Origin of the sequence: Olivibacter sp. LS-1, assembly GCF_008245145.1 — a bacterium.
Taxonomy (GTDB): Bacteria; Bacteroidota; Bacteroidia; order Sphingobacteriales; family Sphingobacteriaceae; genus Olivibacter; species Olivibacter oleidegradans.
Genome location: NZ_CP041643.1, coordinates 5,425,891 through 5,451,687, shown reverse-complemented (window position 1 = coordinate 5,451,687; position 25,797 = coordinate 5,425,891). Strand labels below are relative to the sequence as shown.

The 25,797-nt window shown below is 42.2% G+C and carries 24 protein-coding genes; 12 read left to right on the top strand and 12 right to left on the bottom strand.

The window, feature by feature from the left end:
* The first annotated feature begins 2 nt into the window (after positions 1 to 2).
* Positions 3 to 2,546 (top strand): zinc-dependent metalloprotease, encoded by a 2,544-nt coding sequence (locus tag FKG96_RS22680; RefSeq protein ID WP_149106195.1) that lies wholly within the window; start codon positions 3 to 5, stop codon positions 2,544 to 2,546.
* A gap of 9 nt (positions 2,547 to 2,555) precedes the next feature.
* Positions 2,556 to 4,163, top strand: a complete 1,608-nt coding sequence (locus FKG96_RS22675; protein WP_149106194.1) for an amidohydrolase — start codon at positions 2,556 to 2,558, stop codon at positions 4,161 to 4,163.
* A 193-nt stretch (positions 4,164 to 4,356) separates the two neighbouring features.
* On the opposite strand, the gene FKG96_RS22670 is transcribed toward FKG96_RS22675, so the two are convergent.
* Complete coding sequence (locus FKG96_RS22670) at positions 4,357 to 5,268, bottom strand: AraC family transcriptional regulator (RefSeq protein WP_149106193.1); 912 nt, start codon at positions 5,266 to 5,268, stop codon at positions 4,357 to 4,359.
* A 55-nt stretch (positions 5,269 to 5,323) separates the two neighbouring features.
* Positions 5,324 to 6,130: an SDR family oxidoreductase gene (locus tag FKG96_RS22665; RefSeq protein ID WP_130856585.1), complete on the bottom strand. Its 807-nt coding sequence runs from the start codon at positions 6,128 to 6,130 to the stop codon at positions 5,324 to 5,326.
* 381 nt (positions 6,131 to 6,511) lie between these two features.
* Between FKG96_RS22665 and FKG96_RS22660 the strand changes: the two genes are divergently transcribed.
* Both FKG96_RS22660 and FKG96_RS22655 read left to right on the top strand, forming a co-directional pair.
* Positions 6,512 to 6,817, top strand: a complete 306-nt coding sequence (locus tag FKG96_RS22660) for a helix-turn-helix transcriptional regulator (protein ID WP_130856586.1) — start codon at positions 6,512 to 6,514, stop codon at positions 6,815 to 6,817.
* Between the two features lie 49 nt (positions 6,818 to 6,866).
* Complete coding sequence (locus tag FKG96_RS22655) at positions 6,867 to 7,832, top strand: zinc-dependent alcohol dehydrogenase family protein (RefSeq protein WP_130856587.1); 966 nt, start codon at positions 6,867 to 6,869, stop codon at positions 7,830 to 7,832.
* Positions 7,833 to 7,988: 156 nt separating this feature from the next.
* On the opposite strand, the gene FKG96_RS22650 is transcribed toward FKG96_RS22655, so the two are convergent.
* Positions 7,989 to 9,359, bottom strand: a complete 1,371-nt coding sequence (locus FKG96_RS22650) for an alginate export family protein (RefSeq protein ID WP_149106192.1) — start codon at positions 9,357 to 9,359, stop codon at positions 7,989 to 7,991.
* Between the two features lie 204 nt (positions 9,360 to 9,563).
* Between FKG96_RS22650 and FKG96_RS27125 the strand changes: the two genes are divergently transcribed.
* Together FKG96_RS27125 and FKG96_RS22645 are read left to right on the top strand one after the other, a co-directional pair.
* Positions 9,564 to 9,689: a hypothetical protein gene (locus FKG96_RS27125; RefSeq protein ID WP_256377668.1), complete on the top strand. Its 126-nt coding sequence runs from the start codon at positions 9,564 to 9,566 to the stop codon at positions 9,687 to 9,689.
* Positions 9,690 to 9,865: 176 nt separating this feature from the next.
* Entirely contained in the window at positions 9,866 to 12,403 is a 2,538-nt protein-coding gene (locus FKG96_RS22645) for a tetratricopeptide repeat protein (RefSeq protein WP_149106191.1), read from the top strand.
* 138 nt (positions 12,404 to 12,541) lie between these two features.
* On the opposite strand, the gene FKG96_RS22640 is transcribed toward FKG96_RS22645, so the two are convergent.
* The 4 genes from FKG96_RS22640 to FKG96_RS22625 all read right to left on the bottom strand — a co-directional run bounded on the left by FKG96_RS22640 (position 12,542) and on the right by FKG96_RS22625 (position 15,309).
* Entirely contained in the window at positions 12,542 to 12,967 is a 426-nt protein-coding gene (locus FKG96_RS22640; RefSeq protein ID WP_149106190.1) for a VOC family protein, read from the bottom strand.
* Positions 12,968 to 13,049: 82 nt separating this feature from the next.
* A complete protein-coding gene (locus FKG96_RS22635; protein ID WP_149106189.1) occupies positions 13,050 to 13,817 on the bottom strand; it encodes an AraC family transcriptional regulator in 768 nt (255 codons plus the stop codon).
* 244 nt (positions 13,818 to 14,061) lie between these two features.
* The gene (locus tag FKG96_RS22630) at positions 14,062 to 14,892 is read right to left on the bottom strand and encodes a sialate O-acetylesterase (RefSeq protein WP_149106188.1); all 831 of its coding nucleotides are present in this window, start codon (positions 14,890 to 14,892) and stop codon (positions 14,062 to 14,064) included.
* 72 nt (positions 14,893 to 14,964) lie between these two features.
* A complete protein-coding gene (locus tag FKG96_RS22625) occupies positions 14,965 to 15,309 on the bottom strand; it encodes a helix-turn-helix domain-containing protein (protein WP_149106187.1) in 345 nt (114 codons plus the stop codon).
* An 86-nt stretch (positions 15,310 to 15,395) separates the two neighbouring features.
* Between FKG96_RS22625 and FKG96_RS22620 the strand changes: the two genes are divergently transcribed.
* Positions 15,396 to 15,905: a dihydrofolate reductase family protein gene (locus FKG96_RS22620; protein WP_149106186.1), complete on the top strand. Its 510-nt coding sequence runs from the start codon at positions 15,396 to 15,398 to the stop codon at positions 15,903 to 15,905.
* A 74-nt stretch (positions 15,906 to 15,979) separates the two neighbouring features.
* Here FKG96_RS22620 and FKG96_RS22615 read toward each other — a convergent pair whose 3' ends face one another.
* Positions 15,980 to 16,867 (bottom strand): AraC family transcriptional regulator, encoded by an 888-nt coding sequence (locus FKG96_RS22615; protein ID WP_149106185.1) that lies wholly within the window; start codon positions 16,865 to 16,867, stop codon positions 15,980 to 15,982.
* 8 nt (positions 16,868 to 16,875) lie between these two features.
* Positions 16,876 to 17,814, bottom strand: coding sequence for an aldo/keto reductase (locus FKG96_RS22610; RefSeq protein ID WP_246860319.1), 939 nt, complete (start codon positions 17,812 to 17,814; stop codon positions 16,876 to 16,878).
* Positions 17,815 to 18,139: 325 nt separating this feature from the next.
* On the opposite strand from FKG96_RS22610, the gene FKG96_RS22605 reads away from it, so the two are divergent.
* Both FKG96_RS22605 and FKG96_RS22600 read left to right on the top strand, forming a co-directional pair.
* Positions 18,140 to 19,087, top strand: coding sequence for an AraC family transcriptional regulator (locus FKG96_RS22605; RefSeq protein ID WP_149106183.1), 948 nt, complete (start codon positions 18,140 to 18,142; stop codon positions 19,085 to 19,087).
* 97 nt (positions 19,088 to 19,184) lie between these two features.
* Complete coding sequence (locus FKG96_RS22600; protein ID WP_149106182.1) at positions 19,185 to 20,378, top strand: MFS transporter; 1,194 nt, start codon at positions 19,185 to 19,187, stop codon at positions 20,376 to 20,378.
* Between the two features lie 137 nt (positions 20,379 to 20,515).
* On the opposite strand, the gene FKG96_RS22595 is transcribed toward FKG96_RS22600, so the two are convergent.
* Complete coding sequence (locus FKG96_RS22595) at positions 20,516 to 20,863, bottom strand: helix-turn-helix domain-containing protein (protein WP_013668201.1); 348 nt, start codon at positions 20,861 to 20,863, stop codon at positions 20,516 to 20,518.
* Between the two features lie 87 nt (positions 20,864 to 20,950).
* Here FKG96_RS22595 and FKG96_RS22590 point away from each other — a divergent pair, with 87 nt between their 5' ends.
* From FKG96_RS22590 to FKG96_RS22580, 3 genes are all read left to right on the top strand, one after another.
* Complete coding sequence (locus FKG96_RS22590) at positions 20,951 to 21,367, top strand: hypothetical protein (protein WP_149106181.1); 417 nt, start codon at positions 20,951 to 20,953, stop codon at positions 21,365 to 21,367.
* Between the two features lie 88 nt (positions 21,368 to 21,455).
* Complete coding sequence (locus FKG96_RS22585) at positions 21,456 to 22,310, top strand: helix-turn-helix domain-containing protein (RefSeq protein WP_149106180.1); 855 nt, start codon at positions 21,456 to 21,458, stop codon at positions 22,308 to 22,310.
* A 63-nt stretch (positions 22,311 to 22,373) separates the two neighbouring features.
* Complete coding sequence (locus tag FKG96_RS22580) at positions 22,374 to 23,201, top strand: NAD(P)-dependent oxidoreductase (RefSeq protein WP_013668198.1); 828 nt, start codon at positions 22,374 to 22,376, stop codon at positions 23,199 to 23,201.
* A 160-nt stretch (positions 23,202 to 23,361) separates the two neighbouring features.
* Here the strand turns inward: FKG96_RS22580 and FKG96_RS22575 are convergent, their stop codons facing one another.
* A complete protein-coding gene (locus FKG96_RS22575) occupies positions 23,362 to 24,258 on the bottom strand; it encodes a flavin reductase family protein (protein ID WP_149106179.1) in 897 nt (298 codons plus the stop codon).
* Positions 24,259 to 24,543: 285 nt separating this feature from the next.
* On the bottom strand, positions 24,544 to 25,221 hold the full coding sequence (locus FKG96_RS22570; protein ID WP_149106178.1) for an ATP-binding cassette domain-containing protein: 678 nt from the start codon (positions 25,219 to 25,221) through the stop codon (positions 24,544 to 24,546).
* Between the last annotated feature and the right edge of the window lie 576 nt (positions 25,222 to 25,797).

The following is a 25,797-nucleotide window of genomic DNA, read 5'->3' as shown; positions in this document are numbered from 1 at the left end:
ACATGATGTGTCTAAAAAAAACGATTACAAGGTGTTTCCTGATAACGTTGTCCCTTATCGGTGGATTGCTACCCTACCAAACCCTTCGGGCACAGAAATCGATAGCTACTCCCGTTGTAACAGGAAGTATCTCCGATTTCATCAAAAATCTAAAAGCGTATCCCGGTTATTTTAATTTCTATTACGATGAAAAAAATGATAAGATTTATCTGGAAATAGACAAGCTAGGGACTGAATTTTTGTATTACACCTCGCTTACCGATGGGGTAGGTTCCGGCGGGCCGGAAAGGGGACAGGCAACAGCAGTTATTGCTAAATTTATCCAAGTAGGTCAGAAGATCTTGCTGGTAGAGCCCAACTATGCTTACCGGGCGATAACCGATAATAAAGACGAGCAAAAAGCCGTAGAAAACGCCTTTGCTCAGTCCGTTATCTGGTCATTCAAAGTGTTGGCGGTAGGGCAGGGGAAAGTACTCATTGACCTGAGCCCGTTCTTGGTACGAGATAGTCAGAAGATAGCTTCCAGTATTGGGCGTAACAACCTTCCCGGTCTCCATATTGGTGCTTCACAACAGATGGGCCCGGCTTATAATTTTGATGAAAGCAGATCGGCCATCTATTTAGACAATACTAAAAACTTTCCAAAAAACACAGAATTCGAAGCCATCATCACTTTTACAGGAGGCAGCGTCCAGGGCAGAGGTTGGGGGATGGGCCCTGGTATCGCGCCGGACCCCAATGCAGTTACCGTGAAGATGCATCAATCATTCGTAGAGCTGCCCGAAGCTGGCTATAAGCCCCGTAAATTTGATCCGCGCTCCGGTTTTAATATGTATAGCTACATGGATTTTTCCGCTTCCATGAAAGAACCCATAGTTAAACGTTTTACTCGTAGGCAACGCCTGGAAAAAAAAGATCCTACGGCTGCGCTCAGTGAACCGGTAAAACCGATCGTTTACTATGTTGACCGTGGTGCGCCCGCACTGATCAAGAAAGCGCTCATCGAAGGCGGTGCCTGGTGGAATCAAGCTTTCGAGGCGGCCGGATATAAGAATGCCTTTCAGATCAAAGAGCTACCGGAAGGTGCTGATCCCATGGATATTCGATATAACATCGTCAATTGGATTAACCGTACCGGAAACCCCAGGGCTTTTTCAACCGGTATGTCCCATATAGATCCCCGTACTGGTGAAATTATTAAAGGCGTAGTGACATTGGGGGCAGACAGGCACCGGCAAGATTACCTGATTGTGGAGGGGCTTTTGCAGCAATATGAAGATGGAAAAGAAGTAAATGATGATATGCAGAACTTTGCGCTCGCGCGTATTCGTCAACTTTCCGCTCATGAGATTGGTCACACCCTTGGCTTATATCATAATTTTACTTCCAGCACGAAAAACAGGGCATCGGTAATGGATTATCCCTTCCCTCGCTTTAGTATGGACAACCAAGGTAAAATAAATGTAGCAGATGCCTATGCCGTAGGTATAGGTGAGTGGGATAAGCGTGCCATTATCTGGGGATACCAAGACTTCCCCGAAGGAACCGATGAAAACAAGGCCCTCGATGATATTATGAAAGAAACCCTCGCTCAAGGGCATATCTTCATTCCCGATATCGGCGGTTATGTCCATCCCATCGCCAATCAATGGGATGAAGGTACCAATGCACCTAACGAGTTAAAACGCCTGTTGCAAATCAGGAATCGACTATTACAAAATTTTTCAGAGAAAGCCATTCCCGAAGGTGCACCCATGGCCACCTTGGAAGAAGTATTGGTGCCTATCTATCTCCTGCACCGTTATCAGATAGAAGCCGCAGCCAAGTCTTTAGGTGGTTTGTATTTTACCCATGCCCTAAAGAATGACGGACAGGTTATTACCAAACTCATTGAACCCCAAGAACAATGGAAGGCCTTTGATGCCTTAATCAGCACAATCCAGGCAGACGCGCTCTCACTGCCGGAGCAGCTAATACAGAAAATCCCGCCCCGGCCTTCGGGATATCCGCAGACCCGTGAAGTCTTTAACCGTTATACAGGCCCTACTTTTGATCCTATCGCCGCGGCAGAGACAGTGGCCAGCACAACGCTTGGTCATCTATTAGATCCTGCGCGGGCAGCCAGGTTAATTGAGTACCAAGGCAGAGACGATAAACAACCCGGTTTTATTCCCATGGCCGAAAGGCTTTTAGAGCTCACTTGGAAGAAACCCCTCGTTGGCGGCTATAAGGGAGCATTACAAGCCATGGTAAATAATGTTACGTTGCAGTATTTGCTACAGTTAGCAGCCGGTAAGGAGACGTCCACCGTGGTGAAAGGGCAAGCCATCTATTTAATCGAGAACCTAGCCACCTGGATGCAAGATCATCTCGGCAATGCATCACCGGCTTACGCCTCTAATTTACACTTTGGTTTAACTCAAATTAAATCTTTCCGGGAAAATCCTTCAAAATTTGAAATCGAAGCCCCTATGCAAATGCCTCCCGGTGCTCCTATAGGAACCCCGTCACTTCATTTTATAGACCAAATGTGTTCATTCAATTAAATGCTCAACATGAAGAAACATCAAATTAGCAACCTTCTATTCATCAGTGTAGTATTCTATATAATACAAGTTGGATGTGTGCCTCCACTTTTCGCTCAAAAAATCAATGCCAAGAAATTAGCTACTTTAAAAAAAGAGCTTATTCTTGAAATTGATAAAGAACAGAAAAAGAGCCAGGAAATGGTAGATATGGTTTTTAGTTTCGGCGAATTGGGTTTTCAGGAAGAAGAAACATCTCGCTATCTAACCGGGATTCTAAAGGAAAACGGTTTTTCCATCGAGCAGGGCATTTCCGGTGTTCCAACAGCCTGGTTAGCGAGATGGGGAAACGGTAAGCCCGTTATCGCTATTGGCAGTGACATTGATTGCATACCCAAAGCCTCGCAAAAGCCCGGAGTAGCCTTTCATGCTCCCCTAGTGGAGGGGGCGCCTGGGCATGGCGAAGGTCATAATTCGGGTGTTCCTTTAAATATTACTGCTGCACTGGCTCTAAAAAAGATAATGGAACGCGAACACATCAGCGGTACCTTGGTCTTATGGCCAGGGGTTGCAGAAGAGCAATTGGGTACAAAAGCTTACTATGTACGTGACGGTTATTTTAAAGATATTGACGCTTGTATCTTCACCCATGTAGCAAACAACTTGGGGGTATCCTATGGCGACAGTGGCGGGAACGGCATGATTTCCGTTAAGTTCAATTTCGAGGGCGAAGCAGCCCATTCCGGTGGTGCCCCTTGGCGTGGAAAAAGTGCTTTAGACGCCGTAGAACTCATGAATGCAGGTTGGAATTACCACCGCGAACATATGGAGCCCACACAGCGTTCTCATTACGTGATAACCGATGGCGGCGATCAGCCAAATGTAGTTCCATCTAAAGCATCGGTATGGTATTATTTTAGGGAGAAAACCTATCCAAAGATCATGCAAATGTATGAAGATGGCATTCGGATCGCTGAGGGTGCCGCAAAAATGACCAATACCAAGATGACCTACGAAGTGTTAGGAAGCGCCTGGCCCGGACATTTCAATCAAGCAATTGCCGAAACCATGTACAAGAACATTCAGGCAGTGGGTTTACCTACATGGAGCGCCCAGGATCAACAACTCGCCAAAGCGATACAAAAGGAACTTCAGGTTAAAGAAGAAGGAATGAACGTAGAATTAAGTAAACTCGGTATTCCCAATGCCAATCCATCCCTCATGGGCGGCGGGTCTGATGATATTGCTGATATTGCCTGGAATGTGCCAACCGTAGTGTTACGTTATCCCTCCAACATCCCGGGTTTACCTGGTCATCATTGGGCTAATGCCATTGCCATGGCAACACCTATTGCACATAAAGGTGTTATCGCCGGGGCAAAAGTGGAAGCGCTTACGTTACTGGATATGCTAGTAGATCCACAAATTATTAAAGACGCTTGGACTTATTTTAATGAGGTACAAACCAAGGAAATAAAATATACGCCCTTGGTTTCAGAAAAAAATAAACCCGCTACTTTTCTGAATAAAAAAATAATGGAAGAATTCCGTCCGCTCATGAAAAAATACTATTATGACCCCAGCAAATACGGTACTTATCTTGAACAATTAGGAATTAGCTACCCGACGGTAAGGTAAGATATTTATAAAAGGTGCTTCAGCCAGCAAGACGAGTATAATTCAACGCACGCAGATTCCGGGATAAATCATTTAATGTTAAAATTACCTTTTTTCACAGCCTGCAGCAACCTGTTCCATCTTGGAACAGGTTGATTTTATCTTTAATTCATCAGATTTATAATATTATACCAGCGCTGCAGATAAGTATAGATCAGTTGAATGAACGGCGAAACTCAAGGGGTGATAGATCGGTTTTCTTTTTGAACAGTTTGTTAAAAGACTGAGGATACTCAAAGCCTAATTGATAAGCTATTTCGGCTACTGAAAGTGTAGTGGTACTCAGGTACTCTTTCGCTTTCTCCACCATTTTATTGTGGATATGTTGTTGTGCGCCCTGTCCGGTTAGCGATCGAAGCATATCACTCAGATAATGTGAGGAAAGAGCAAGTTGCTCAGCCAAATACTCCACCGTTGGCGGCCCGTTCTTTAAAGCTGCTGAATCTGATAAGTAAGTGGTCAACAAATTATCCATTTTGCTTAACAAATCGTGGTTCACAGCCTTCCGGGTGATGAATTGTCGTTCGTAGAAGCGTTTGCTGTAGTTAAGCAGCAGATCGATCTGTGACAGTACAATCTCCTGGGTATGGCGGTCAATATATTTTATCTCTTGGTCGATCTTGTCAAAGATATCGACCACATTTTGTTCTTCCTGCTCTGAAAGATGCAGAGCTTCATAAACCGCGTAAGAGAAAAAACCATAGTTTTTGATCGCTACAGCAAGCGGATGCCCGTATAGTAGATCCGGATGAAACAACAGCGCATGGCCTGTGCCAACGCTACCTTTGGATAAGTCGTCTTCAGGTATTTCCAGAGTTTGTACCTGACCGGCAGCAATAAAGGTCATCAAGCCTTTGTCAAAATCATAGTATTGTTGTCCGTATTTTACTTTGCTGGTGATTTCCTTCTTTAACGATACGCAATAAAAACTAAGCGAATATTGCTTCCACATGGGATCATTGATAAAGCGAAGATCCTCCACGCGGAACAAGCTGATCAGTGGGTGAACAGGATCAGACAGGCCATGCTTACGATGAAACTCGGTAATGGAGCTAATTGTTACCATACTGTTATACAAATGTAGTAATAGGCTCGCAGTTTTAACCGTTTGCCTGTTTATTTCATTTACTTAAAAATTGCTGTCTGATCTCTATACGAAAAGCTTCCTTGCCGATCTCCAGTTGTTTTTGATATAGTGCATTGGCGTCATTACCTGCCACATAGCGTATTTGATCTTTACCGTCAGTGGCCGCCTCATAAACTATTGCTGCTATCTGCTCAGGCGTTGACGCAGCCTTCATCATCATGTCAATATTGGTAAAGAGTTTATCCTCTAATTCTTTATAAGCAGGATGAAAGCTTCTGTCAAGCGAGCGGCCAAGAAATTCAGTAGAGATACCGCCCGGTGCGATGGTTTTGATACCGATATTATACAGTGCTAATTCAAAAGACATGCTCTCAGACCAACCCTCTATGCCAAATTTGGTTGCATGGTAAATAGAATGCAACGGAAAGCCCAAAAAGCCGCCCATTGAAGTAGTACTGATAAATAAACCCTGCTTTCTTTCGCGGAAATGCGGCGTAAAAGCTTGCGTAACTCTGATCACACCTAAAAGATTGGTGTTAATCTCCCTTAATATCTGTTCATCGGATAATGCTTCTAAGGATCCCATAAGCCCATAACCGGCATTATTAAAAACAACATCAATATCGTTGGAAGCGATAGCGGTAGATACCGCTGCATTGATATTGTCAAGATCGGTCACATCAAGCTGTTGTACGGTGACGTTTTTGAGATTAGCCAAGTCACCGGCTTTATCAGGGTTGCGCATGGTGGCTATTACTTTCCAGCCTTTTTGCTGAAATAGTTTGGCAGTGGCTCTGCCTAAGCCTGTTGAAGCGCCCGTTATAAAAATTGTTTTTTGCATATTGATATTTTAGTAAGTTTAGGCAAAGGTAAGCATAGCAGAAACTGCAAATGTTTCCAAACCGGACAAGCTTGTGTTCAAAATACCGTTTTCAACATTTTCGCAGTTGGATATAAAATCCAGTCTGTTATCGCATCCTATCTATTCTTTATGGTAGTGCTTTTCATTGGTGTTCTAATGACCCCACACACCGCTGTCCGGGACAATAGTGTTTAGCAAAAGCATAGGACTCTACCTATCTGACTTTAGCACAGCCTCAATAGATGGATATAACACATTTTCATCAAAGCTGAAGTTTAGGCTGAACGCTGCAAATACTAGACCCTAAAAAATACGTATTAATTATTTGTAGGTATTTAGGAAATTTCCTAAATTTGTAGAATGGAATTATTGGAAGTCATCAAGTCGCTATCGAACGAGACACGTTTAAACATTCTTAAATGGTTGAAAGACCCTTATGCACATTTTCCTGAAGAGGAGCTTAGTGAAAAAACATCCGAAGTAGGCGTATGTGTATCCGATATCGCCAAAAAAGCGGGAATGTCGGTGCCTACCGTTTCTGAATATTTAAAAACCATGTCGGCTGCTAATGTTTTGATTGCTACAAGAAATGGACAATGGACATATTATAAAAGGAACGAGCAATTAATCCAGGATTTAGCAATGCATATAAAAGATAGACTCTAAAAATTTTTAATATATAATTTAGGTATTTACCTAATTAACTAAATACAATATGAAAGCAGCAATATTAAAGGAGTTCGGACCCGTCGAAAATTTTGAAATTGTAGAAATGCCGGTGCCAAAACCGGGGTTCAGGGAAGTGTTGGTCAGGGTACTTGCAACTTCTGTCAATCCTTTAGATTATCAAGTACGGCGTGGGGATTATAAAAATGAATTGGACTTACCCGTCATCACAGGCCATGATATCTCCGGTGAAATAGTGGAACTCGGTGCGGGAGTAGAAAATTTTAAAATCGGTGATGAAGTTTATTATACCCCCGAAATTTTTAAGGGGCAGGGAAGTTATGCGCAGTATCACTGTGCTCACGAGTCTATCATTGGGCGAAAACCAAAAAACATTAGCCATCTGGAAGCTGCAACACTTCCTTTAGCAGCGGGCACAGCTTGGGAGATGCTGGTTACAAGAGCACAACTAAAAATCAACCAGTCTATTTTGATTCACGGGGGTGCCGGTGGTGTAGGAATACCAACTATTCAAATTGCAAAAGCTATGGGAGGAACTGTCTTTACTACCGCACGAAAAGTCCATCATAAATTTCTTATTGAACTGGGAGCTGACTATGTGATTGACTATGAAAATGAAAATTACATCCATGCTATTCAACAATTGACAGGTAATAAAGGAGTTGATGTAATTATTGATACCATTGGAGGAAATACGCTCGCTGACAGCGGGAAGATTCTTAGTCAAATGGGGCAGGTAGTTACATTGGTTGATATCGAAAAACCTCAGAACCTTATTGACGCATGGGGGAAAAACGCCACTTACCATTTTGTCTTTACCCGACAGAATAGAAATAAACTCGATGAGTTAACCCGATTGGTTGAAAATAAAAAGCTGAAGCCAATTTTAAATAAGGTCTTTTCACTGTCGGAAATAGGTAAGGCTCATCGTTTATTGGAAACCAAAGCCGGTGATGAAAATTTTTATGGTAAAATTGGAATAGATATGGAATAAATGCCATTACTGAAAATTTTGTTTCACCACATTCTATTTATAAAAATGGCGGAGGGCAAACGGTCGGTCCATTTAAGGACTCTCATGTTTTGCCTTCCCCCGGTGATTGTTATAGGGATCATGAATCACAGGCAGCGGATTTTCATACATTGCTGATCAAAATTTAAAACCTAAGAGTGAACTAATAAAAACCCCATCTTTATGTTGCGGTATTACGTCGTTAATAAAATCCCCGGTGTTAAAATATTGTAGGCCGGCATTGTAGTTTAGAAATTTGCTGATCTGCCAGGATACTGTAGTAATGTAAGCCGTGCCAATATAATGGCTGACTGAATTTGAGGAAGCCAGCCTGAGTGTACCATCAGGGAGGTAAATACCGTCATGCAGGGATTGCCGCCACGAGAAGACCGTTTCAAAGGAAAGCAGTACATGCCCGACCGGGCTCCAGCTCAAATTGGGGTGAATAGAAAGCAGGTTTGCCGGACCGGCCTGTGGATTCATGCCGAAATAACCGCCGTTCGGATATAAAGCGTTAAATGTGCCCAGTTTGCCATCGTCTTTGGTGTCGTCGCCTGAAATAAAATCGCTGCGGAGCTTTATTGTCGGAACCCCGTTCAGATTAGTGAAACGATAAGTGATATCCATCGAGCCGCCCCAGGCGCGGATATCTGCCGCGCCAAATTTGCCCAATTGATAACCGATCTCAAAGTTGTAGAGCAGTTCATTTCCGTTCGCCCACAATCGGGTGCCGACGGTATGGCGGGATTCAGTGGCAACACCATCATCAAACCGGGCTTCATCCCGGTGAATACCCATATAGTAAAGGTCGATATTGAGCATTTTATCTGCAGTATGTGTACTATAAACGCCCCATAGACTCGATTTTCGGCTAATAGTGGCATTATCAAACACACCGGTTTTTACACGGCCGGCCGCCATGACAAAAGCATCAACATTCCATTTTGGAGCAGCATATGCCACTTTGGCTCCGTCGAAATACAAACGAAGATTGGGACCCTCGCGAACATCAAGCAGTCGGCCGCTACCATACTGCAGTTCCTGTCGTCCTAATCGGATGGTCATTTTGCCATCCATTCCCTTGTAAGGGATTAGATCTATGAAAAGATTCTGAACGTTCAGCTGATCCTCATCAATAGGCCGCGGTCCGTTCTTTCGTCCGTTCTCCAAACCGCTTCGCAACTGCCCGAAGATCCTGATCCTGTCATTTAGGTGCAGATCGGCATGCAGTTGGTACCGCTGTAGCAAGAAAATATTTCTGCCGATATTACTTGCGCCCCAGTCTTCGTGCTGCGCCCGGTCCAGTTCGGCCCGCAGCTCGCCACCGAAAGACAGATAGGTTTTTCCGCTTTCCGAAAGCGGCAGGTATTTCAAGCTGTTGTAAAAGGTCCGGCTACTATCCTTCAAAGCTGAATAATCTTCATTAAAACGTAACAGCTTAAAGTTTTGGGCATAGGAAAATTTGACCAATATAAAGAAACCTATTAGCAATACAGTTTTTAGTTTCATCAGCTGCGCATATTATTGATTGATCTATCGATTCGTTTTAGTTGAGGTCGTTTTCCTTTCATCGTGTATCCGTGTACTGCATGAACATCGTTATAAGATGCCATACAAATCTCAGCATCAGAATGCAACGGAACGAAGATGTTTGTAGGAAAAGTAAGTAGACAAAAGTCTACTTTTTTAATTTTGATCACTTATCTACAAAATATGAAAAAACGCGGGGACGATTTGGGCTTTTTTGTATACGCTTCGCTGTTTTCCGGTATCTCCTACCTAAAAATAGAACCGATTAAGTTTGTTTCCGACATGTTGACGAAGGTAATTGCACGATAGCTATTTACATTGCCAAAGATTGGGAAATGGTGGATGGCATAATTGCATTTTGTTAGTTCCTGTGCAATTCTGTGAAAAGATTTTAAATATGTAAATTTGTGCATTTATTGAAAAAGTAAATTGGCTTTTTATCGCCTCGAAGGAATGTTGGAAGAGCTCAGAAATACAGACAAACAATGATATCAAAAGAAAGGATCGGTTATAACTACCTGAAATACCTGCTTACCGCAGCCTTTTCAGCCTTGCTAGTTATGGGGTATGCGCAGGAGGAAAAAGAACAGCAGGAAGAGAAGCAGCAAGCCACTGAAAAGCTAGACGAAGGGCAATCTACGCCTATGGGGTCCATCGATGTCGTACGTGATTACCGGCCGATGCTGGCCGATGCCGTAAAGATCCGTCGGAGTCCGGATATGAATATCAAACGCGAAGCGCTTGAAATCGAGCTGCGCGGTATCGCTGCCGCCACGTATTTTGCACAGAACAAATTCAAACAAGCTTACTACGTTAAATTAATTGAACGGTATCCGGATGCTTCACGCAGCAATATCGATAATTTCCGGATCGGCTCTATCGCCTATTTAGCAGGCGAATACGAAAGAGCAAACTCTATTCTGGAGAAAGTGGCAGATCCGGATGCCTTTTATCAGGGCTCATTGATTACTTTGGGCCATATTGCCGTAGAAACCGGCGATACGCAACGTGCACGGGATGTGTTCGTGAAAGCGTCCAGGCTGGATTTCGATCAGGCATTGAAATTAGATGGGCTGTTTAATTATGCTAAAATCTTATATGAATTAGACTCCGCCCAGGTTGCTCAGGAGGTCCTTCAGAAATATATCGCTCAGAAATATGCGGATCGTAAACCTGATGCTGAAAATACAGAGAATGTGGAAACCCTGTTGGCCGAGGTCTTGTCGGGTACGAGCAATTTCCATGCAGGGGTAGCTATGCTGGAATCGTTCAAAAGCAGGGGGCGGGAAGCCGATATGGTCTACCAAAAGGTAACGTATTACCGCGGACTGGAGTTTTATAATGAGCGCGCTTTCGAAAACAGCATATCCCTGTTCATGCGATCGGAAAAATTCCCAATCGATGCGGAAATGGCGGCGTTGGCCACGTACTGGAAAGCGGAGGCGATGTATGAAGTGCGTAAGTACAGAGAGGCGGTAGAAAACTTTTCCCGGTTCCTTCGGTTGCCCGCCGCCCGAAACACAAATGTATACAATTATGCAAATTATGGCTTGGCTTATGCGGCGTTTCGCAACGACAGCTTTAGCATAGCGGCCGATTATTTTGAACGCTTTTTGGCTGTCGAAGGAAGTTCGCTAGAGGAAAATATGCGTCATGACGTAATTGCCCGTTTGGGTGATTCGTATCTGTCCCTGCGCAATTACGACCGAGCCAACGAATACTACGACCAGCTGATCAACAGCAAAGCTCCTAATCAGGACTACGCGTTGTTCCAGCGCGGTATTATTCAGGGATTGCAGGGCGACAATGAAGCAAAACTCAGCACCCTAAGGTCCGTTATCGAACAATTCCCCGGTTCGAACTATGCAGACGACGTGGCTTTTGAGGTTCCATACACGTATTTCATTACCGAAGATTACGATGCCGCCATCGAAGGGTTGCAACAGATGATCGAACAATACCCCCGCAGCAGCTATGTCCCCCGGGCATTGATGACCATCGGGCTTGTTCAGTACAATAAAGATGAAACTGAAGCCGCGAAGGCCACCTTTCAGCGGGTGGTAGAGAAATATCCCACAACCGAAGAGGCAAAGCAGGCGCTGCGTTCCATTGAAAACATCTATCTGGATCAAGGGGATGCCTCGAGTTATATTCAATACGCAACCGGTGCCAATATCGGTGATCTGAGTACTGCGGAGCAGGATAACCTAGCTTTCCAGGTGGCCAATTCCTTGTTTACCAGGGGAGAGTACGGACCGGCTGTGGAAGCGATTAATGCATATTTTGATAAATTCCCAAAACCCATACAGGAAAAACATGCCCGTTATATCCGCGGGGTGAGTTTGTACCATACCGGGCACCCGAAGGAAGCGCTGCACGACCTAAACATTATCTTGAACGACTGGACGAGCCAGTATACGGAGAAGACCTTGCTAACGGTTGCTGCCTTATACCTGAGCTTGAAGGAATACAACGAGGCCATCGTGCATCTCAAAAAACTGGAGCTCGTTTCAGAATATAGAAAAAACTATGGCTATGCGGTAACTAACCTAATGATTTGTTATTTCGAAATCGGCGACTTCGAGCAGGTGGCCAAGTATGCGAAGTTGATTAAGAATTACGATCGGTCGTCTGAAGAGGACATTGCCAAGGCACACTTATACAGCGCACGGGCCATGCTACAGGAAGGGAAAGTGGAACCTGCCATGGATGAACTGAATCAGGCGGCGTTGAAGAGCCGAACGGCAGTCGGTGCAGAGGCAAGGTACCGCATAGGGCAACTGCAGTATCAAGACAAAGAATACGACAAAGCACAGGAAACAGCCTTTGATGTGATCAACAACATGGGTGCATATGATTATTGGGTGGCCAAAAGCTTCATTCTGCTTGCGGATGCCTATGCGGGCAAGGGCGATAAGCTCCAAGCGAGGAAGACGTTGGAAAGCGTGATTAAAAACTATGAAGAAGATGATGACGTCATTCCTTCAGCAAAAGAACGTTTACAGAAATTGAAGAATAAGTAACAGAAATATTCTGTTAATAAATATTTTCATTGGTCGGATCTTATAAAGCATTCGGTCGAACCCAAGGTCGTTTGAATAACAAATTGGCGAAGTAGCAGATTCGGTCACTTCGCCAATGCATTGTAACATATAACCGTTTTAAACTTCCTCCAAAGTCTTAATGTCAAACTTTTTCATTTTTAAATAAGCGTCCAGTACTTTCTGCGATTTTTCAGGATCACTCAACAGTTTCGGTAAAACTGTAGGAACTACCTGCCATGACATTCCATATTTATCCTTCAGCCAACCACAATTTCCTTCTTGCCCACCCCCGGATGTCAATTTTTCCCAATAATGGTCAATTTCCTCCTGTGTGTCACAGTCAATAACAAAGGATACGGCTTCATTGAATGTAAAATTTGGTCCGCCATTTAAACCCATAAACTTTTTTCCGCCCAATTCAAACGTTACCACCATCTGATTGTCAGCTGTGATTTTTGAATTTGGAAAAATTGAGCAATAAAACTTAGCTGCCTCTTGTGCTTGCCCGTCAAACCACAAGCACGGATAAATCGGATTTTTCATTTCAAATAAATTTTTAAAGTTTTGATATTGCAAATGTAGGATGCCGCAATACCTCAAAATAGAATGATCCCGACAAAATATCTTATTGCTTACCTAAGTTCAGATACGCTTTAGGTGTTAAATTTGTAAACTCCTTGAATGTTCTTATAAAGTGGCTTTGATCAGCGTAACCATTATTAAATACGATATCAGTCAGCTGTTTAAACAGTCCGGTATTTAGTTGCTGAAAGGCAGAATTGAACTGGGCTATTCTTCGATATTGATCTGGTGAAATCCCTACCTCCTTTTTAAACATTCTCTGAAAAGTCCGTTCTGTTACAAAAATCTCGTTTTGAGCTTTTGCTAAAATCTGTTTTGAAGGATTTTCAGCAATTAGCTTCGTAGCATAATCAATAAGTTTATTGGAAATTTGTATTTTATTAATAAGACCGAAAATGAAACCATCCAAAATGGTCAACATTGCCTGAATGGATAGAGCATTTAGTAATTTTTCCTGTAGCTCACTCGCTACTTTGTAGTCTACTAAATTTAAGTTAATAGGATTGTCTGTAAATTCTTGGGCAGAAAAGCCAAACAGGGCCTTTAAAGAAAACGGCTTAAAAAAGTAGGCAATAAGTATAAAGTTGTCGGAGAATGTGATTTTTTCAGGAAGGACCGTCTGTCCAAAAAGAGTTAAATAATTTTTGGTGTTGTTAATCGTGCCTAACGTATTTTGAAAAAGTAGCGTCGGTTTGCCATTTGCAAAAAGAGGCAGCGAGAAATTGTCTTTAACATCGTAATTTTCAATGATGAGAATTTCGTCAACATATTCGGCAATTTTTTGAGCCGGTTTTAATCTACTTCCTTTCAATTTTCAAACTTTGTTAATGCTTACAATTACGACATTTTATAAAACAGCTCGATATGTAATCTATGTGTGCTGCGGCCCCATGTGATAGAGAAGTACAGTCGACATCATCATGTATCTCAAAGATAAGAAATATGCAAGACCGTCAAAATAAGACGCTTAAAAAATATCTCACCGTTGAGAAATCTGCTAGGAGTGAAGTTAGATCAGTCCTCATAAATCCGGTAATAAAACGTTGATATATTCCCTATGAAAAAGTCTTCATCAACTCTTCATAAGTAATCTCTCCTAAGGTGAACTTTTCCAGTGCCATATACCTTTTTTCCGTTAAAGTATTCACCCTATTATGACACCTTTCCACTAGTTCTTTTTCATTTGGTAACGGTTCATATATATGTTTGTTTTTAAGATACGCTTCATAGTACCTTATACCAAATATGCGTTGTGACATCGCATCATGATGGATACCGTCCGGGTTGGCTGTAAGTCCTTCAGCAGTTACGTAATAGCAGTTTTTGTTATCCATTGCATATTTTTGCAGTTCTTCATTAATGAGTTTGTATTCTATACACCCTGCTCCAAATGCTACCTTACCCAAGTAATCGCCCAATGCGCCTATAATAAATGGAATACTAGGCGCTGATAACGCTCTTCTTATTTCATCAAATATCCGCGATATTTTCTCACGGTACACCTTGTGTTTTCCATCGTGACTATCACTTTCCCCTTGGTGCCATAATACGCCCGCTAATTCGCTATCTTCCATTGCGAATTTGGCTTCATTGATTGCATGGCGAAATAATGTCCCATCTATCGACCACTCATCAATCGAGCTGCCTCCCTCTGCACATGGAATGAGACCAATTTTTTCTCCTTCATGATCGCTACACCATGCCTCTGCAAATGATGCCGACAACCCGACGCCGGCAATTGGTCTGTCAAAATGAATAGGTTCAGTCATCATTTGCCATCTGCCATTTCGCAACATCATAATTCGCTCATTGTAAATCGAAGGTACTTCATGTGTAAATCCACGTCCTGCCATATTCGATTGGCCGATTAGTAAAAATGACTTCATTTCCATCTATTGTATAATATATAAATGCTAAGCGGGCTGGGCTTCGCATTTCAAGCATAAATTGTTTAAGATTTAACCTGTCTTTATTTTTTTTCTGTGCTTCAATCCAAATTCAAGTAAAGCATTAATTACAGGCAGCGTCTGTAGGGCATGGTCTGTAATAGCATAGGAAACCGTAACAGGTCTTGTGTTATTAACCGTTCTCGTAATCAATAAGTTTTGTTCCAGATGCAGTAATTCTTTCGATAAAATTTTAGGGGAAATCCCTACCACCATTTGCTGCAAGTCTTTAAAACGCATTTCACCGAACGATAAATTTCGAAGAATACAAATTTTCCATTTTCCGCCAAGCAGTTCAATCGCATCCCGCAATGCTAGCATGCTCTCTTTTGAAGGTTCCCTTTCATTACATTGCATATAGTTACTTTCCTAAAGGTAATGAATATCAAATATAAAGTAATTATCCAATAGTTTTGGCGCTGAAAACTTAAAATATAAGAGTTATGAAAATAATAATCGTTGCAAATATCGCTGCAAATGGAAAAGTGTTGGTGTCAGATCACCCGCACCATCAACTACCACAGGAGACGATGGATTTTTATCTGAAGTTGGTCAATCAGATCGGGAACCTGGTTATTGGAGCAAGAACTTTTGAGAACTTTGAGAAGTTTCCCGATCATGTAAAAGCGTTATTCAAAAATGTCGAAATTGTCGTATTAGCTGATAAATCTTTTATTTCATCTACATATCCCGTAGTAAATAAACCTACAGAAGCAATCGACTATTTTTCGAAAAAGGGATTTACAGAAATTGCAATCGGGGGGGGAACAGGCACATTTAATGCTTTCCTAGAGGGTAATTTTGTAACGGATATATATTTTAACATTAGTCCGATAATTACTGCCCACGGTGGTAGTCTCGGCACTGATAATAGCAACCTTAATTTAAGATTTAAGCTAGCCGGTTCCGAGCTCCGTGATAATTCCGTTCAGCTGCATTTGATAAAAAGTTGATTCTCATACAAATCTTACATTTTAACGCTGTCAACTTTCGATACTAGATCATTAATATACGTAAAATCCGGTAATCAGTTAAAAGTCTGCCGAAATGCCTGCGGCGATAAATTCGTCTTCTTCTTAAAAAGCGTGCTAAAGGATTGCGCATGCTCAAAGCCCAATGCATAGGCAATTTCGCTAACAGAAAGATTGGTCGTGGAGAGTTTTTCTTTAGCTTTCGCGATCAATTTTTCATGAATATGCTGCTGTGTGTTCTGTCCGGTATGAACCCGAAGCAGGTCGCTCAGGTAGTTTGGCGACAGGTTCATCTGTGCAGCAATATATTGTACCGTAAGCAAACCCTGTACCCCGTTGTTATAATAATCATCGATCAACTGCTCGAACCGGGTCAGCAGCGCTGAATTATTATTTTTGCGGGTCAAAAACTGCCGTTCATAAAAACGGTTGGAATATTTTAGCAGGCTCTCGATATGCGTCAGAATGATCTCCTGCGTATGCTTATCGATATGACGGCACTCCCTCTCAATTTTATGGAAGATCGTGATCAGGTCGTCTTCTTCCTCGGCCGACAGGTGCAGCGCTTCATTAACCGCATAATCAAAAAAACCGTAGTGATGAATGCTGTTCGCCAGCGTATGCCCTAGCAGGAAGTCCGGGTGAAAGATCAGCAGATAACCAGACCCGCATTCCATATTTTGCAGGTCCAGCTGTTGCACCTGGTTAGGTGCGGTAAAACTCAATACGCCTTTATCGTAATCATAATGCTGCTGCCCGTACCTGATCTTGCCTTTGGCGTCGCGTTTGAGCGCCACGCAATAAAAGCGGTTAACGAAACCTTTCCAGATATCGTCTTCCAAAAAAACACTTTCCGCCAGATTGATCACGCTCACCTGCGGGTGGCGAGGTTCGGGTAATGACAGGAGTCGGTGAAATTCTGATATGGAGTTAATTGCGTTCATACACAAAATTAATCAATTAAACCCATACTGAACTCATCGTAAGGTGCACCCGTATCCGTACCCAAAGGTACGATGCTTTCCAATTGCGAAAGATCCGCCTCCGTTAACTCAATGGTAGTTGCCGCAAGGTTTTGCTCCAGGTACTTTCTGCGTTTTGTTCCCGGGATCGGTAAAATTCCCTTGCTCATGATCCAGGCCAAAGCCAGCTGCGAAGAAGTTACGTTCTTTTCTTCAGCTATGGCTTCAATTGCCTTGACCAATTCAAGATTCTTATTAAACATCTCGCCTTGGAAACGCGGAATCGCTCTGCGGAAATCGTTCTCCGGCAGGTCATCGATGCTTTTGATCTGTCCCGATAAAAAGCCACGGCCCAATGGTGAGTAAGCTACAAACCCGATACCCAGTTCCTTTAATGTCGCTAACACTCCGCGTTCTTCCACCGTTCGTTCAAATAAAGAATACTCGCTTTGTACTGCGGTGATAGGGTGTACGGCATGCGCACGCTTAACCGTTTCAGACGATACTTCCGACAGACCGATATAACCTACTTTACCTTCTTTAACCAGCTCGGCCATGGCTTCCACCGTTTCCTCGATCGGCGTATTTTTATCCAGACGGTGTAGGTAATACAAATCGATGTAATCCGTATCGAGATTCTTCAGCGAACGCTCTAAAGATTTCTTTACATAATCCCTTTTACCATTGATGGCCCAAGTCACTTTATTGTTGTCATCGATCTCCCAGCCAAACTTGGTGGCCAGAATATACTGATCGCGTTTACCGTTGATTGCCTTCGCAATGAGCTGCTCGTTTTTCAGCGGTCCATACAGATCGGCAGTATCCAAGAAATTGCCGCCCAGCTCGAGCGAACGGTGAATCGTCGCGATCGCTTCCTGCTCATCCGCAGGCCCGTACATATGGCCTTCTTCAAAACCCGTCATACCCATACAGCCCAGGCCGACCATCGGCACAACCAAACCCTGGCTGCCCAATGCAATTTGTTTAATTTCCATGATCCAAAGGTCGGTAAACCAACTTGCGCGCGTGTATGCAAATCCCTGAAGCTTGTAAGCAAATCAAGGGATGATTTAGTGAATTCTTTGGAGAAACTGGCCGCGAAAATCCATCATCATCTGCATACCAGATTGCCTTGTCCAACGACATACCATTTAACTCAACCATCAATGGGATACTTTTTGAGAGCATCGCTTTCAGACCTAATTACATCCGACGAGGAATTTTTACTTAAATTTACGGTGGTCTTTTTAGTTTATGCCAAATACCAAAGTCTATATTCCCTGGCTCGATAAAATCAGCGACTTCTACGATACTTTTCGGATCGGGAAGGCTGAGAATAATTTTTTTACGATTATGCGGATGGAAGACCAATCAAAAGATAAGTTATTGTTCATGCCGCTCTTTCGTGGAAATTTTTTTCGGCTTGTCATTTGCAAAACACCGGGGCTCCGATTCCTGTTGCCCGACGAAACCGTAAGTACATCCTCAAACTCTATCTATTTTGCGTATCCGGGCAAGATAGAAAGCTGGCAACGTGTGGAAACCATATATGGCTACCTCATTTGTTTTACGCCGGAATTTGCGGAAATCGACCCGCTAGGGCCGAGGTTTGAAAAAGACTTTCCCTTCTTCATGAACGGAGCCAATTCAATTTTAAGGGTATCGCAGGAAGATATGGATGCCGTAGGACATATAGCCGAAACGTTGCTCAGCGAGATGAAATCCGGTCATGCGGATAATTTTGAAATGATACAACCGCTGTTAAGGGTGCTGCTTATTAGTGTCCGTCGCCTGTACTATAAAGACAAAGAGGCAAAAACAGATTTTCAGTTAAAACAGGCATCCCTTATGATCAGGTTCAGGAAAGTGTTGGATAGTTATTCTATCGATGCACCAAGCAAAAGAAAAGAGCACAAACCAACCGTAAAAAATATTGCAGATGAACTACACCTCACACCCAGTCATTTGAACTTTCTTGTCAAGAAGTATACTGGGCACACCGCGTTGCACCATATCCATGAACAGATATTGCTGGAGGCAAAAAGCCTGTTGACACATACGGATCTTCAGGTATCGGAAATAGCTGACCTGCTACAATTCAATGAAGCACCTTATTTCAACCGGTTTTTTAAGAAAATGACGGGTATCACACCCACGGCTTACCGCGATGATGCCCTTCAACTCATGCGACGCCCACTCTAAAGCCAAAATCGATAAAAAGTCCAATCATCACCTGAATTGGTATAAGCGATATTCTTTTCATCCTCCCGAAATTTGGGCGATTACAATAAAGAAAAGAATGAGCAAATTAAATAAAAGCGGCGAAACAGCCGTACAGGCGTCTATGCTACCAGTCTATATCGTATCACTGGCTACTTTCATTATCATTTTTCAAGGCTTTATGGTCGCACCGCTACTGCCCATGCTTTCCGAGCAGTTCGGTACTACTGTCCGTCACGTCAGTTTTATCGAACCTGCCTACTTACTCGGGTATGGACTGTTCACATTGGTATATGCATCACTTAGCGACCGCTTCGGTAGGTTCCGGATTATCGTATTTAGCCTTTTTATGTTTTGCTTATTTACCTTGTCGACTGCTTTTGTAAACGGAGTCAACCAGATGATTTTCCTAAGGTTATTGACAGGAATTGGTGCTGCAGGTGTTGCTCCTACAACCATTAGTTGGATCGGTGATTCCTATCCTTACGAAAAGCGGGGTCACGCCCTCGGCGTTTTTTTCGGCGCCATGGCAGGCGGTACGGCATTTGGAGCCACCACAGGGGCATTAATTACTTCCCTGATAGGTTGGCAATGGCTTTTTGCGGAAGTTGCAGCTATCGGATTGGCTATTTTGGTTCTGATATTGATGCAGCAAAAGAACATCTTCGGAAAAACCAAAGCTGCGGTAAAAAAAAGGGATAATATTATACTGTCTATCCAGAGTATTTTGTCGACCGGAAGGGCCAAGCGGACCTATCTTTATGTAATGTTCAACGGTATGTTCCATAGTGGTATTTTTGCGTGGTTGGGTTATTTCTTCTATAAGAATTATGGGTTGAACGAATTTCAGATCGGTCTTGCCTTATTAGGTTATGGTATTCCGGGGCTGTTGTTGGGTCCATTGTTGGGCAGGTTAGCTGACCGCTACGGAAGAAATAAGATAATACCTGTGGGCTTAGCGCTAAGCGGTATAACCGTGCTGCTACTAAGCCAGAATTTCAGCCTTGCCGCATCCCATGTTTTAGTAGCATTGCTATCTTTAGGATTTGACTTATCCCATCCTTTGTTTGCTGCCATTGTCACTACATTCAGTTCCAAAAAAGGCATTGCTACCGGACTTTTCGCTTTTTCCCTTTTCACAGGTTACGGTCTGGGAAGTCTCGTATTGAGCCTGATCGTCAATATCGGTCTGGATAGCGCATTTCAGCTATTTGGCGCTAGTATTTTGATAGCAGCAGTTTGTTCGATATTTGTTTTTAGAAATGAGAAGTAATAATAACTTTCTTCTCCATTTGAAATCTTGCTTAATGCCCCTAAAAAGCTGAAATGGATAGGAGTTGGAACGTATCTTGAATGATTCCGATTTAAACTATTTGGTAATAATAAGTAAAGAGATAAAAACTGATAATATTATAACTCCTTTCTGATTTTCTCTTTATGCTTTTTACCCCAAACTTCCATTGGCCTTATAATATCGTGAAGCGAAAATGTATAGTCTACAACGGAATATTCGATTTTAACCGGGTATTCGTTCACGAGGGTTCTTTTAATCAAAAAATTATCCTCCAAATGTTTCAACTCTTTCGACAAAACGCGATTTGTAATTTTCGGAATAGAATTAGCTATGTCATTAAAACGCTTGTTACCCTTATAAATAGATAGGATGATTGGTAATTTCCATTTACCACCAATTACATACATTGTATCTTGTACCGCCCTGATATTCTCTTGAAACAGGTTTTCTTCTTCTTTTGTCATAAATTAAGTATCCTTTTGTATATAGGTATCAAATGTATACTTTCTTGCTAATATATTTGCACTATTAACTGTAAAAGATAATTGATAATGATTAGAAAAGATGATAAAGAAATTCTTGTTTCCATGGTGGAAACAATGACAAAATCTACATCAGGATTAGAAAGCACAAAAAATTGGGCAACAAATGCCTTATGGTACGATATCCCACCTTTTGCTTCGCGCGGTATTCAACCTGCTATAAAAAAATTAGATACTACTTTTAGCAACTTTAAATCGTGTAAAATTTCTATTCTTCACACGGACACATTTCTAAGCAAGGATATTGGCATTGTATGCACCATTCAAAAAGCAGAAATTGTACTCGTAAATGATGTTAAGAAGACCTTATTATTCCGAGAAACAGACTGTTTCAAAAAAGACGAAAAGAATGAATGGCTTTTAATTCACCAACACACTTCTGTTCCGAATGGAGGAGATTGGGACGGGAGTATAGTTACAGAATAAAAGTTAATTGAATAATGGTTCCAACCTCACTTATATTGAAATATAAAGATTAATTGGTAAATTCGCTTAAAGGTGATCGTTAGAAACTATGCCCCTTAATACTTTTCCTGAAAATCTGAGCCAGAACAAAGAGCTCTCTATACGTATCGTTTCTCCGGAGTTTGGCCATATATCATCAGAGATGGCGGTTCAATACGGTTCTGCTCAACGGCTACCTTATTATTTCTTTCTTTTCGTGCTGCGCGGGAACAGCCAAGAGGTCATAGACGGGAAAACGGTCGAAGTAGGCGAACATGAGCTTTTTTTTGCGTTACCCCACCAACTTAGGCAACTGCCTACAACCGGCCATAGCGCAGACTATTATAAATTGGGGTTTGACGATGAGTGCCTTTCGCGATTGCCGAAAAAGTTCCCTTTTTTGCTCAACCCTCTGAACCGGCAAAAAATCAGTTTTCCACCCGATGCTGCACTTAGACTTCGGAATACGTTTAAGATTTTGAACGAACTGCTACGTACTGCCGACAATGATCCGGAGCTGATTCTGGCTTACCTGAACAGCCTGCTTACAGAAATAAACGCCGCTTATTATGCATTACATAAGAAGCACACGGCAGCGGGTCTTGATAAGTTTTTAGGGTTCAAACTATTTGTAGAAGATAATCTTACTGATCAACCTGCCATCACGGAGATCGCCGATAAGCTGGCCTTAAGCACAGATTGTTTGTATAGAATCGTAAAACAGCATTCCGGCGTTTCACCTAAGGAATTCATCACAGACCGTTTGATCATGGAGGCCAGACGCAGAATGTATAATAACCAAAATACATCGGTAAAGGAACTGGCATTTGAGCTCGGCTTTAATGACCCGAGTTATTTTTCGCGTCTGTTCAAAAAGCTAACAGGTAAAACGATAGCCGCTTTTTACCGGGATTTGTCCTTGTAAAAGCGGTTTTTGTCCGAATCTTACTAGTACATTAGCCGCACTTTTGTCCAAAACGATTTAATTATGGACAAACAATTTGGTAAAATATTGCTAACCGGTGCAACCGGGTTAGTTGGGTCAAGGCTTTTGCCTCGCCTTGTTAAAGCGGGATATGATTGTTTTGCACTGGTACGTGGCAAAGAAGTCGCGACCGGAGTAACGGCTGTGCAAGGCGACTTGTTTGATCCAGCGACACTTCAAGAAGCTGTAAAAGACGCCGTAGCTGTTATTCACCTGGCAGCCGTGTTCCGGTCAACGGATATGGACCTGATCTGGAAAAGTAATCTGGAGGGTACGCGCAATCTCATTGATGCCGTAAAGAGCAACGCTCCTGATGCCCGTTTCATATTTGCAAGTACCAGCCATGTTTACGATATAAATAGCCCACACCCCGGTCGGGAGGATGATGCGCTTAACCCGCAACATGCCTATCCGGCTAGCAAAGTTGCTGCGGAAAATGAGTTGAGTGAAAGCGGATTGAATTGGTCTGTTCTGCGCTTCCCATTTGTTTATGGTGATGGTGACGGCCACCTGGAAGAATTACCTAAACATGTGGTTGCTGCAAAATTTCATCCGGCTATGCGGATGAGCACCATCCACCATCGCGATATATACACGGCTATCATCATGGCTTTGCAAGGGATCATGGATGGGCGAGTGGTCAATATCGCAGATGAGGCCCCAACGACATTATACGAGCTCTTGCAACTTGTTGGCGAAACGATGACTTCATCCGCAGAGCCGTTGATAAACCCTTGGTATCTTCATGCCGATGCCTCGCTCGCCCGTAGCTTGGGCTTTCAACCTTCGATAAGAACCGTTTATCAGGCGGCACAAGAAAACCTGCTCTGACAAATACTTGATCTTCTTTTGGTCGCGCCGGAATTACATCCGTGTTTCACCGGCGCGTAACCTGAGCTATTCGCCATAGAGGATCTACTCATAATTTTTCTTTCAATATTACCCCTATTGGATATTTAGCTCTCCCCCGTTCGAAATGGAAGAGTACAAACTACATCAACAACACTTTCCATGCATCCATTACACGGCCGTTATCTAACAAATGCTTGGCTTTTAAATGCAGACGTGTGGTGCGGTTGTGGCGGTCGGCGGTATCATCAAGCAGTTCTTTCATTTCATCGGTTTTGCGAAAGGCTTCCACCTCCTCATCGGATGGTAGCGTTTTAACAAGCCCCAATAACCCTAAATTGTTCCCGGTTAATACGTTGGAGTTTTTAACCTCTTCAGGAAAAGCATCTACGCCGATACCTATTCCGGCATAATCGATCGGTTTGGCAATTTTAAATAAATTATCGCTGGTTACCCTGCAATACCAATCACCGCCTAAACGAGCCACCAAATCTATTTTATGAGGGTCTATTTTGCCATTTGCATCCAAAATACCTTCATAGATATGCATCCGTTTCACCTCTGCGATAATCAAATTACCTGCTCCTCCATTTTTTCCCAGCGATATCACCTCATTCACTGCACATTCCAATTGAACGGTCGATTCCGCTACCCTGGGCGGCTTTACCGTCTCCGAGGCCAATTCGGTAAACCCCGCTTTCGAAAACTCATTTACTCCTTTTGGATAATCTAAACTGGTTAAATAGGTCTGTTGAACGATATCATAGTTCACCATATTAATCACACATTCAGGTATTTCCAAAACGTTTTCAAGCGTATGCTTAGTGGTATTATCCCGCGCTCTGCTTGTTGGCGAAAAAACGCATATCGGAGGATTGATACTAAACACATTAAAAAAACTAAACGGACTTAAATTAACGTCGCCGTTTTTATTAATAGTGGATGCAAAACATATTGGCCGGGGTGCAACGGCATAGTGCAAATAACCTTGCATTTCCGTCGGTGTTAATGATGACGCATCAAAAGTTTTTAACCTCATTCAAATTTTTATTAGCGTGAGTTCGGGATAAGAGAAGTATACAAAAGGAAGCGAAAGGTATGGTTTCTGCTTGCAAAATGATCGAATATTCATTAACAAATACCAAATACTGTGCTTAGCGATAAAATTACAGAAATTTCTGTAAACATTGCCAAAAAATCATAAAGCGACCGTAAAGCCTTATTGCAACCTTTTGCCCATTTTTAATCTTGATGTTTTTTTGCTGAAAATTTATTTCAGAAATAGTTATGGATGGTTACCTTAAACGACACAGCAGCGGATAGTTCAATCTTCAGAAAATGTGCCCTTGGGGACATAGCCAAGATATTCCAGTTCAACACTTTTCGTTATTTTCACCAAAGCCCCATCGTTTAGTAAAAAGAGCTTGTTGCTTACATCCATTATGTTTCGGAAATTGTGATCGCTTACCAAGATTCCCTTCTTATACGGATTACGCGTAAGCAAATCTTGGATTTCCGATTGAAATATCGGTTCAATTCCGGAAAAAGGTTCGTCCAGTAACACAAAAGGATGGTCCATATGCAGTATGGTGGATACTTCCAGGTATTTTAATTCTCCACCGGAAAGATGTCGGATTTTTGAGAAAAGAATCGACTCAATCCTTTTATTTTTTTTGAGGTCTTCAAAACGGTTGCTATTAAGTAAAAACTTCAACAGTTTCTGAACGGTGGCGTCTTTCGGAAAAATGGATGTCTGCGGAATATACCCCACCAATTTCTTTGCAAACGGAGTTTTACATACCTGTCCATTAATTCTGATAAATTTATTGGATGGTTCAAGCGTGCCAAAGATGATTTCAAACAGCGAAGATTTACCGCTGCCATTCCGACCCAATATCCCAATAATTTCTTCCGAAGAACAACTCAAATAGCAATCCGTTAAGAGTTGCCTATGATTACCAACATGGAGCTGAATAGAGTCAATTTCTAGCTTGTTCATCATAAAAGAAAGCTGAATACAGTATACATAAGTAATGCAATAATGCAGTTTGTGAAAAAGCCAAAGAGTATTAATCGCGTTTTTTTATACCCTAAATTTCTGTACATGTAATACTGGTATTTGTATCTCTCAAAAGAAAAATAAGGTAAGCCCGTAAGCAAAAGTAGGAAATGATATAACGAAAACCCTCAGCGCCAAATCCGGAGCTGAATATGCAAATGTCGAAAAGACAAATGCAAAGGAAAAATTCGCAACGAAAACCCGCTTATAAAAGTGTAAAAAAACGTTCATGGTGTTTGTTTTCCAGTTACTCTACTTGAGCTACTCCTTAGGAATCCTTGGTTATATATAAATTCATTTTTATCGTTTTTGAGTGGTATCTGTCAGTCGATACAATATAATGATTACTTTTGATAAAGATACATATCCAATGTAATGTAACTTATAACATCTTTGCGCTTACATTTAATAATTATCAGGTAGCTTTATTCAGAGCCATACGCTTCTTCGACCTACGGGTCAGCATTCGTTAAACATAAAACAATATGTTTTAAAAATACTTGTATCTTGCATTAACAA

Bases quoted from the DNA above. Each gene is read 5' to 3' on its own strand.
- FKG96_RS22680 (WP_149106195.1), top strand. From the start codon at position 3: ATGATGTGTCTAAAAAAAACGATTACAAGGTGTTTCCTGATAACGTTG.
- FKG96_RS22675 (WP_149106194.1), top strand. From the start codon at position 2,556: ATGAAGAAACATCAAATTAGCAACCTTCTATTCATCAGTGTAGTATTC.
- FKG96_RS22670 (WP_149106193.1), bottom strand. From the start codon at position 5,268: ATGGTAACAATTAGCTCCATTACCGAGTTTCATCGTAAGCATGGCCTG.
- FKG96_RS22665 (WP_130856585.1), bottom strand. From the start codon at position 6,130: ATGCAAAAAACAATTTTTATAACGGGCGCTTCAACAGGCTTAGGCAGA.
- FKG96_RS22660 (WP_130856586.1), top strand. From the start codon at position 6,512: ATGGAATTATTGGAAGTCATCAAGTCGCTATCGAACGAGACACGTTTA.
- FKG96_RS22655 (WP_130856587.1), top strand. From the start codon at position 6,867: ATGAAAGCAGCAATATTAAAGGAGTTCGGACCCGTCGAAAATTTTGAA.
- FKG96_RS22650 (WP_149106192.1), bottom strand. From the start codon at position 9,359: ATGAAACTAAAAACTGTATTGCTAATAGGTTTCTTTATATTGGTCAAA.
- FKG96_RS27125 (WP_256377668.1), top strand. From the start codon at position 9,564: ATGAAAAAACGCGGGGACGATTTGGGCTTTTTTGTATACGCTTCGCTG.
- FKG96_RS22645 (WP_149106191.1), top strand. From the start codon at position 9,866: ATGATATCAAAAGAAAGGATCGGTTATAACTACCTGAAATACCTGCTT.
- FKG96_RS22640 (WP_149106190.1), bottom strand. From the start codon at position 12,967: ATGAAAAATCCGATTTATCCGTGCTTGTGGTTTGACGGGCAAGCACAA.
- FKG96_RS22630 (WP_149106188.1), bottom strand. From the start codon at position 14,892: ATGAAGTCATTTTTACTAATCGGCCAATCGAATATGGCAGGACGTGGA.
- FKG96_RS22625 (WP_149106187.1), bottom strand. From the start codon at position 15,309: ATGCAATGTAATGAAAGGGAACCTTCAAAAGAGAGCATGCTAGCATTG.
- FKG96_RS22620 (WP_149106186.1), top strand. From the start codon at position 15,396: ATGAAAATAATAATCGTTGCAAATATCGCTGCAAATGGAAAAGTGTTG.
- FKG96_RS22615 (WP_149106185.1), bottom strand. From the start codon at position 16,867: ATGAACGCAATTAACTCCATATCAGAATTTCACCGACTCCTGTCATTA.
- FKG96_RS22610 (WP_246860319.1), bottom strand. From the start codon at position 17,814: ATGGGTATGACGGGTTTTGAAGAAGGCCATATGTACGGGCCTGCGGAT.
- FKG96_RS22605 (WP_149106183.1), top strand. From the start codon at position 18,140: ATGCCAAATACCAAAGTCTATATTCCCTGGCTCGATAAAATCAGCGAC.
- FKG96_RS22600 (WP_149106182.1), top strand. From the start codon at position 19,185: ATGAGCAAATTAAATAAAAGCGGCGAAACAGCCGTACAGGCGTCTATG.
- FKG96_RS22595 (WP_013668201.1), bottom strand. From the start codon at position 20,863: ATGACAAAAGAAGAAGAAAACCTGTTTCAAGAGAATATCAGGGCGGTA.
- FKG96_RS22590 (WP_149106181.1), top strand. From the start codon at position 20,951: ATGATTAGAAAAGATGATAAAGAAATTCTTGTTTCCATGGTGGAAACA.
- FKG96_RS22585 (WP_149106180.1), top strand. From the start codon at position 21,456: ATGCCCCTTAATACTTTTCCTGAAAATCTGAGCCAGAACAAAGAGCTC.
- FKG96_RS22580 (WP_013668198.1), top strand. From the start codon at position 22,374: ATGGACAAACAATTTGGTAAAATATTGCTAACCGGTGCAACCGGGTTA.
- FKG96_RS22575 (WP_149106179.1), bottom strand. From the start codon at position 24,258: ATGAGGTTAAAAACTTTTGATGCGTCATCATTAACACCGACGGAAATG.
- FKG96_RS22570 (WP_149106178.1), bottom strand. From the start codon at position 25,221: ATGATGAACAAGCTAGAAATTGACTCTATTCAGCTCCATGTTGGTAAT.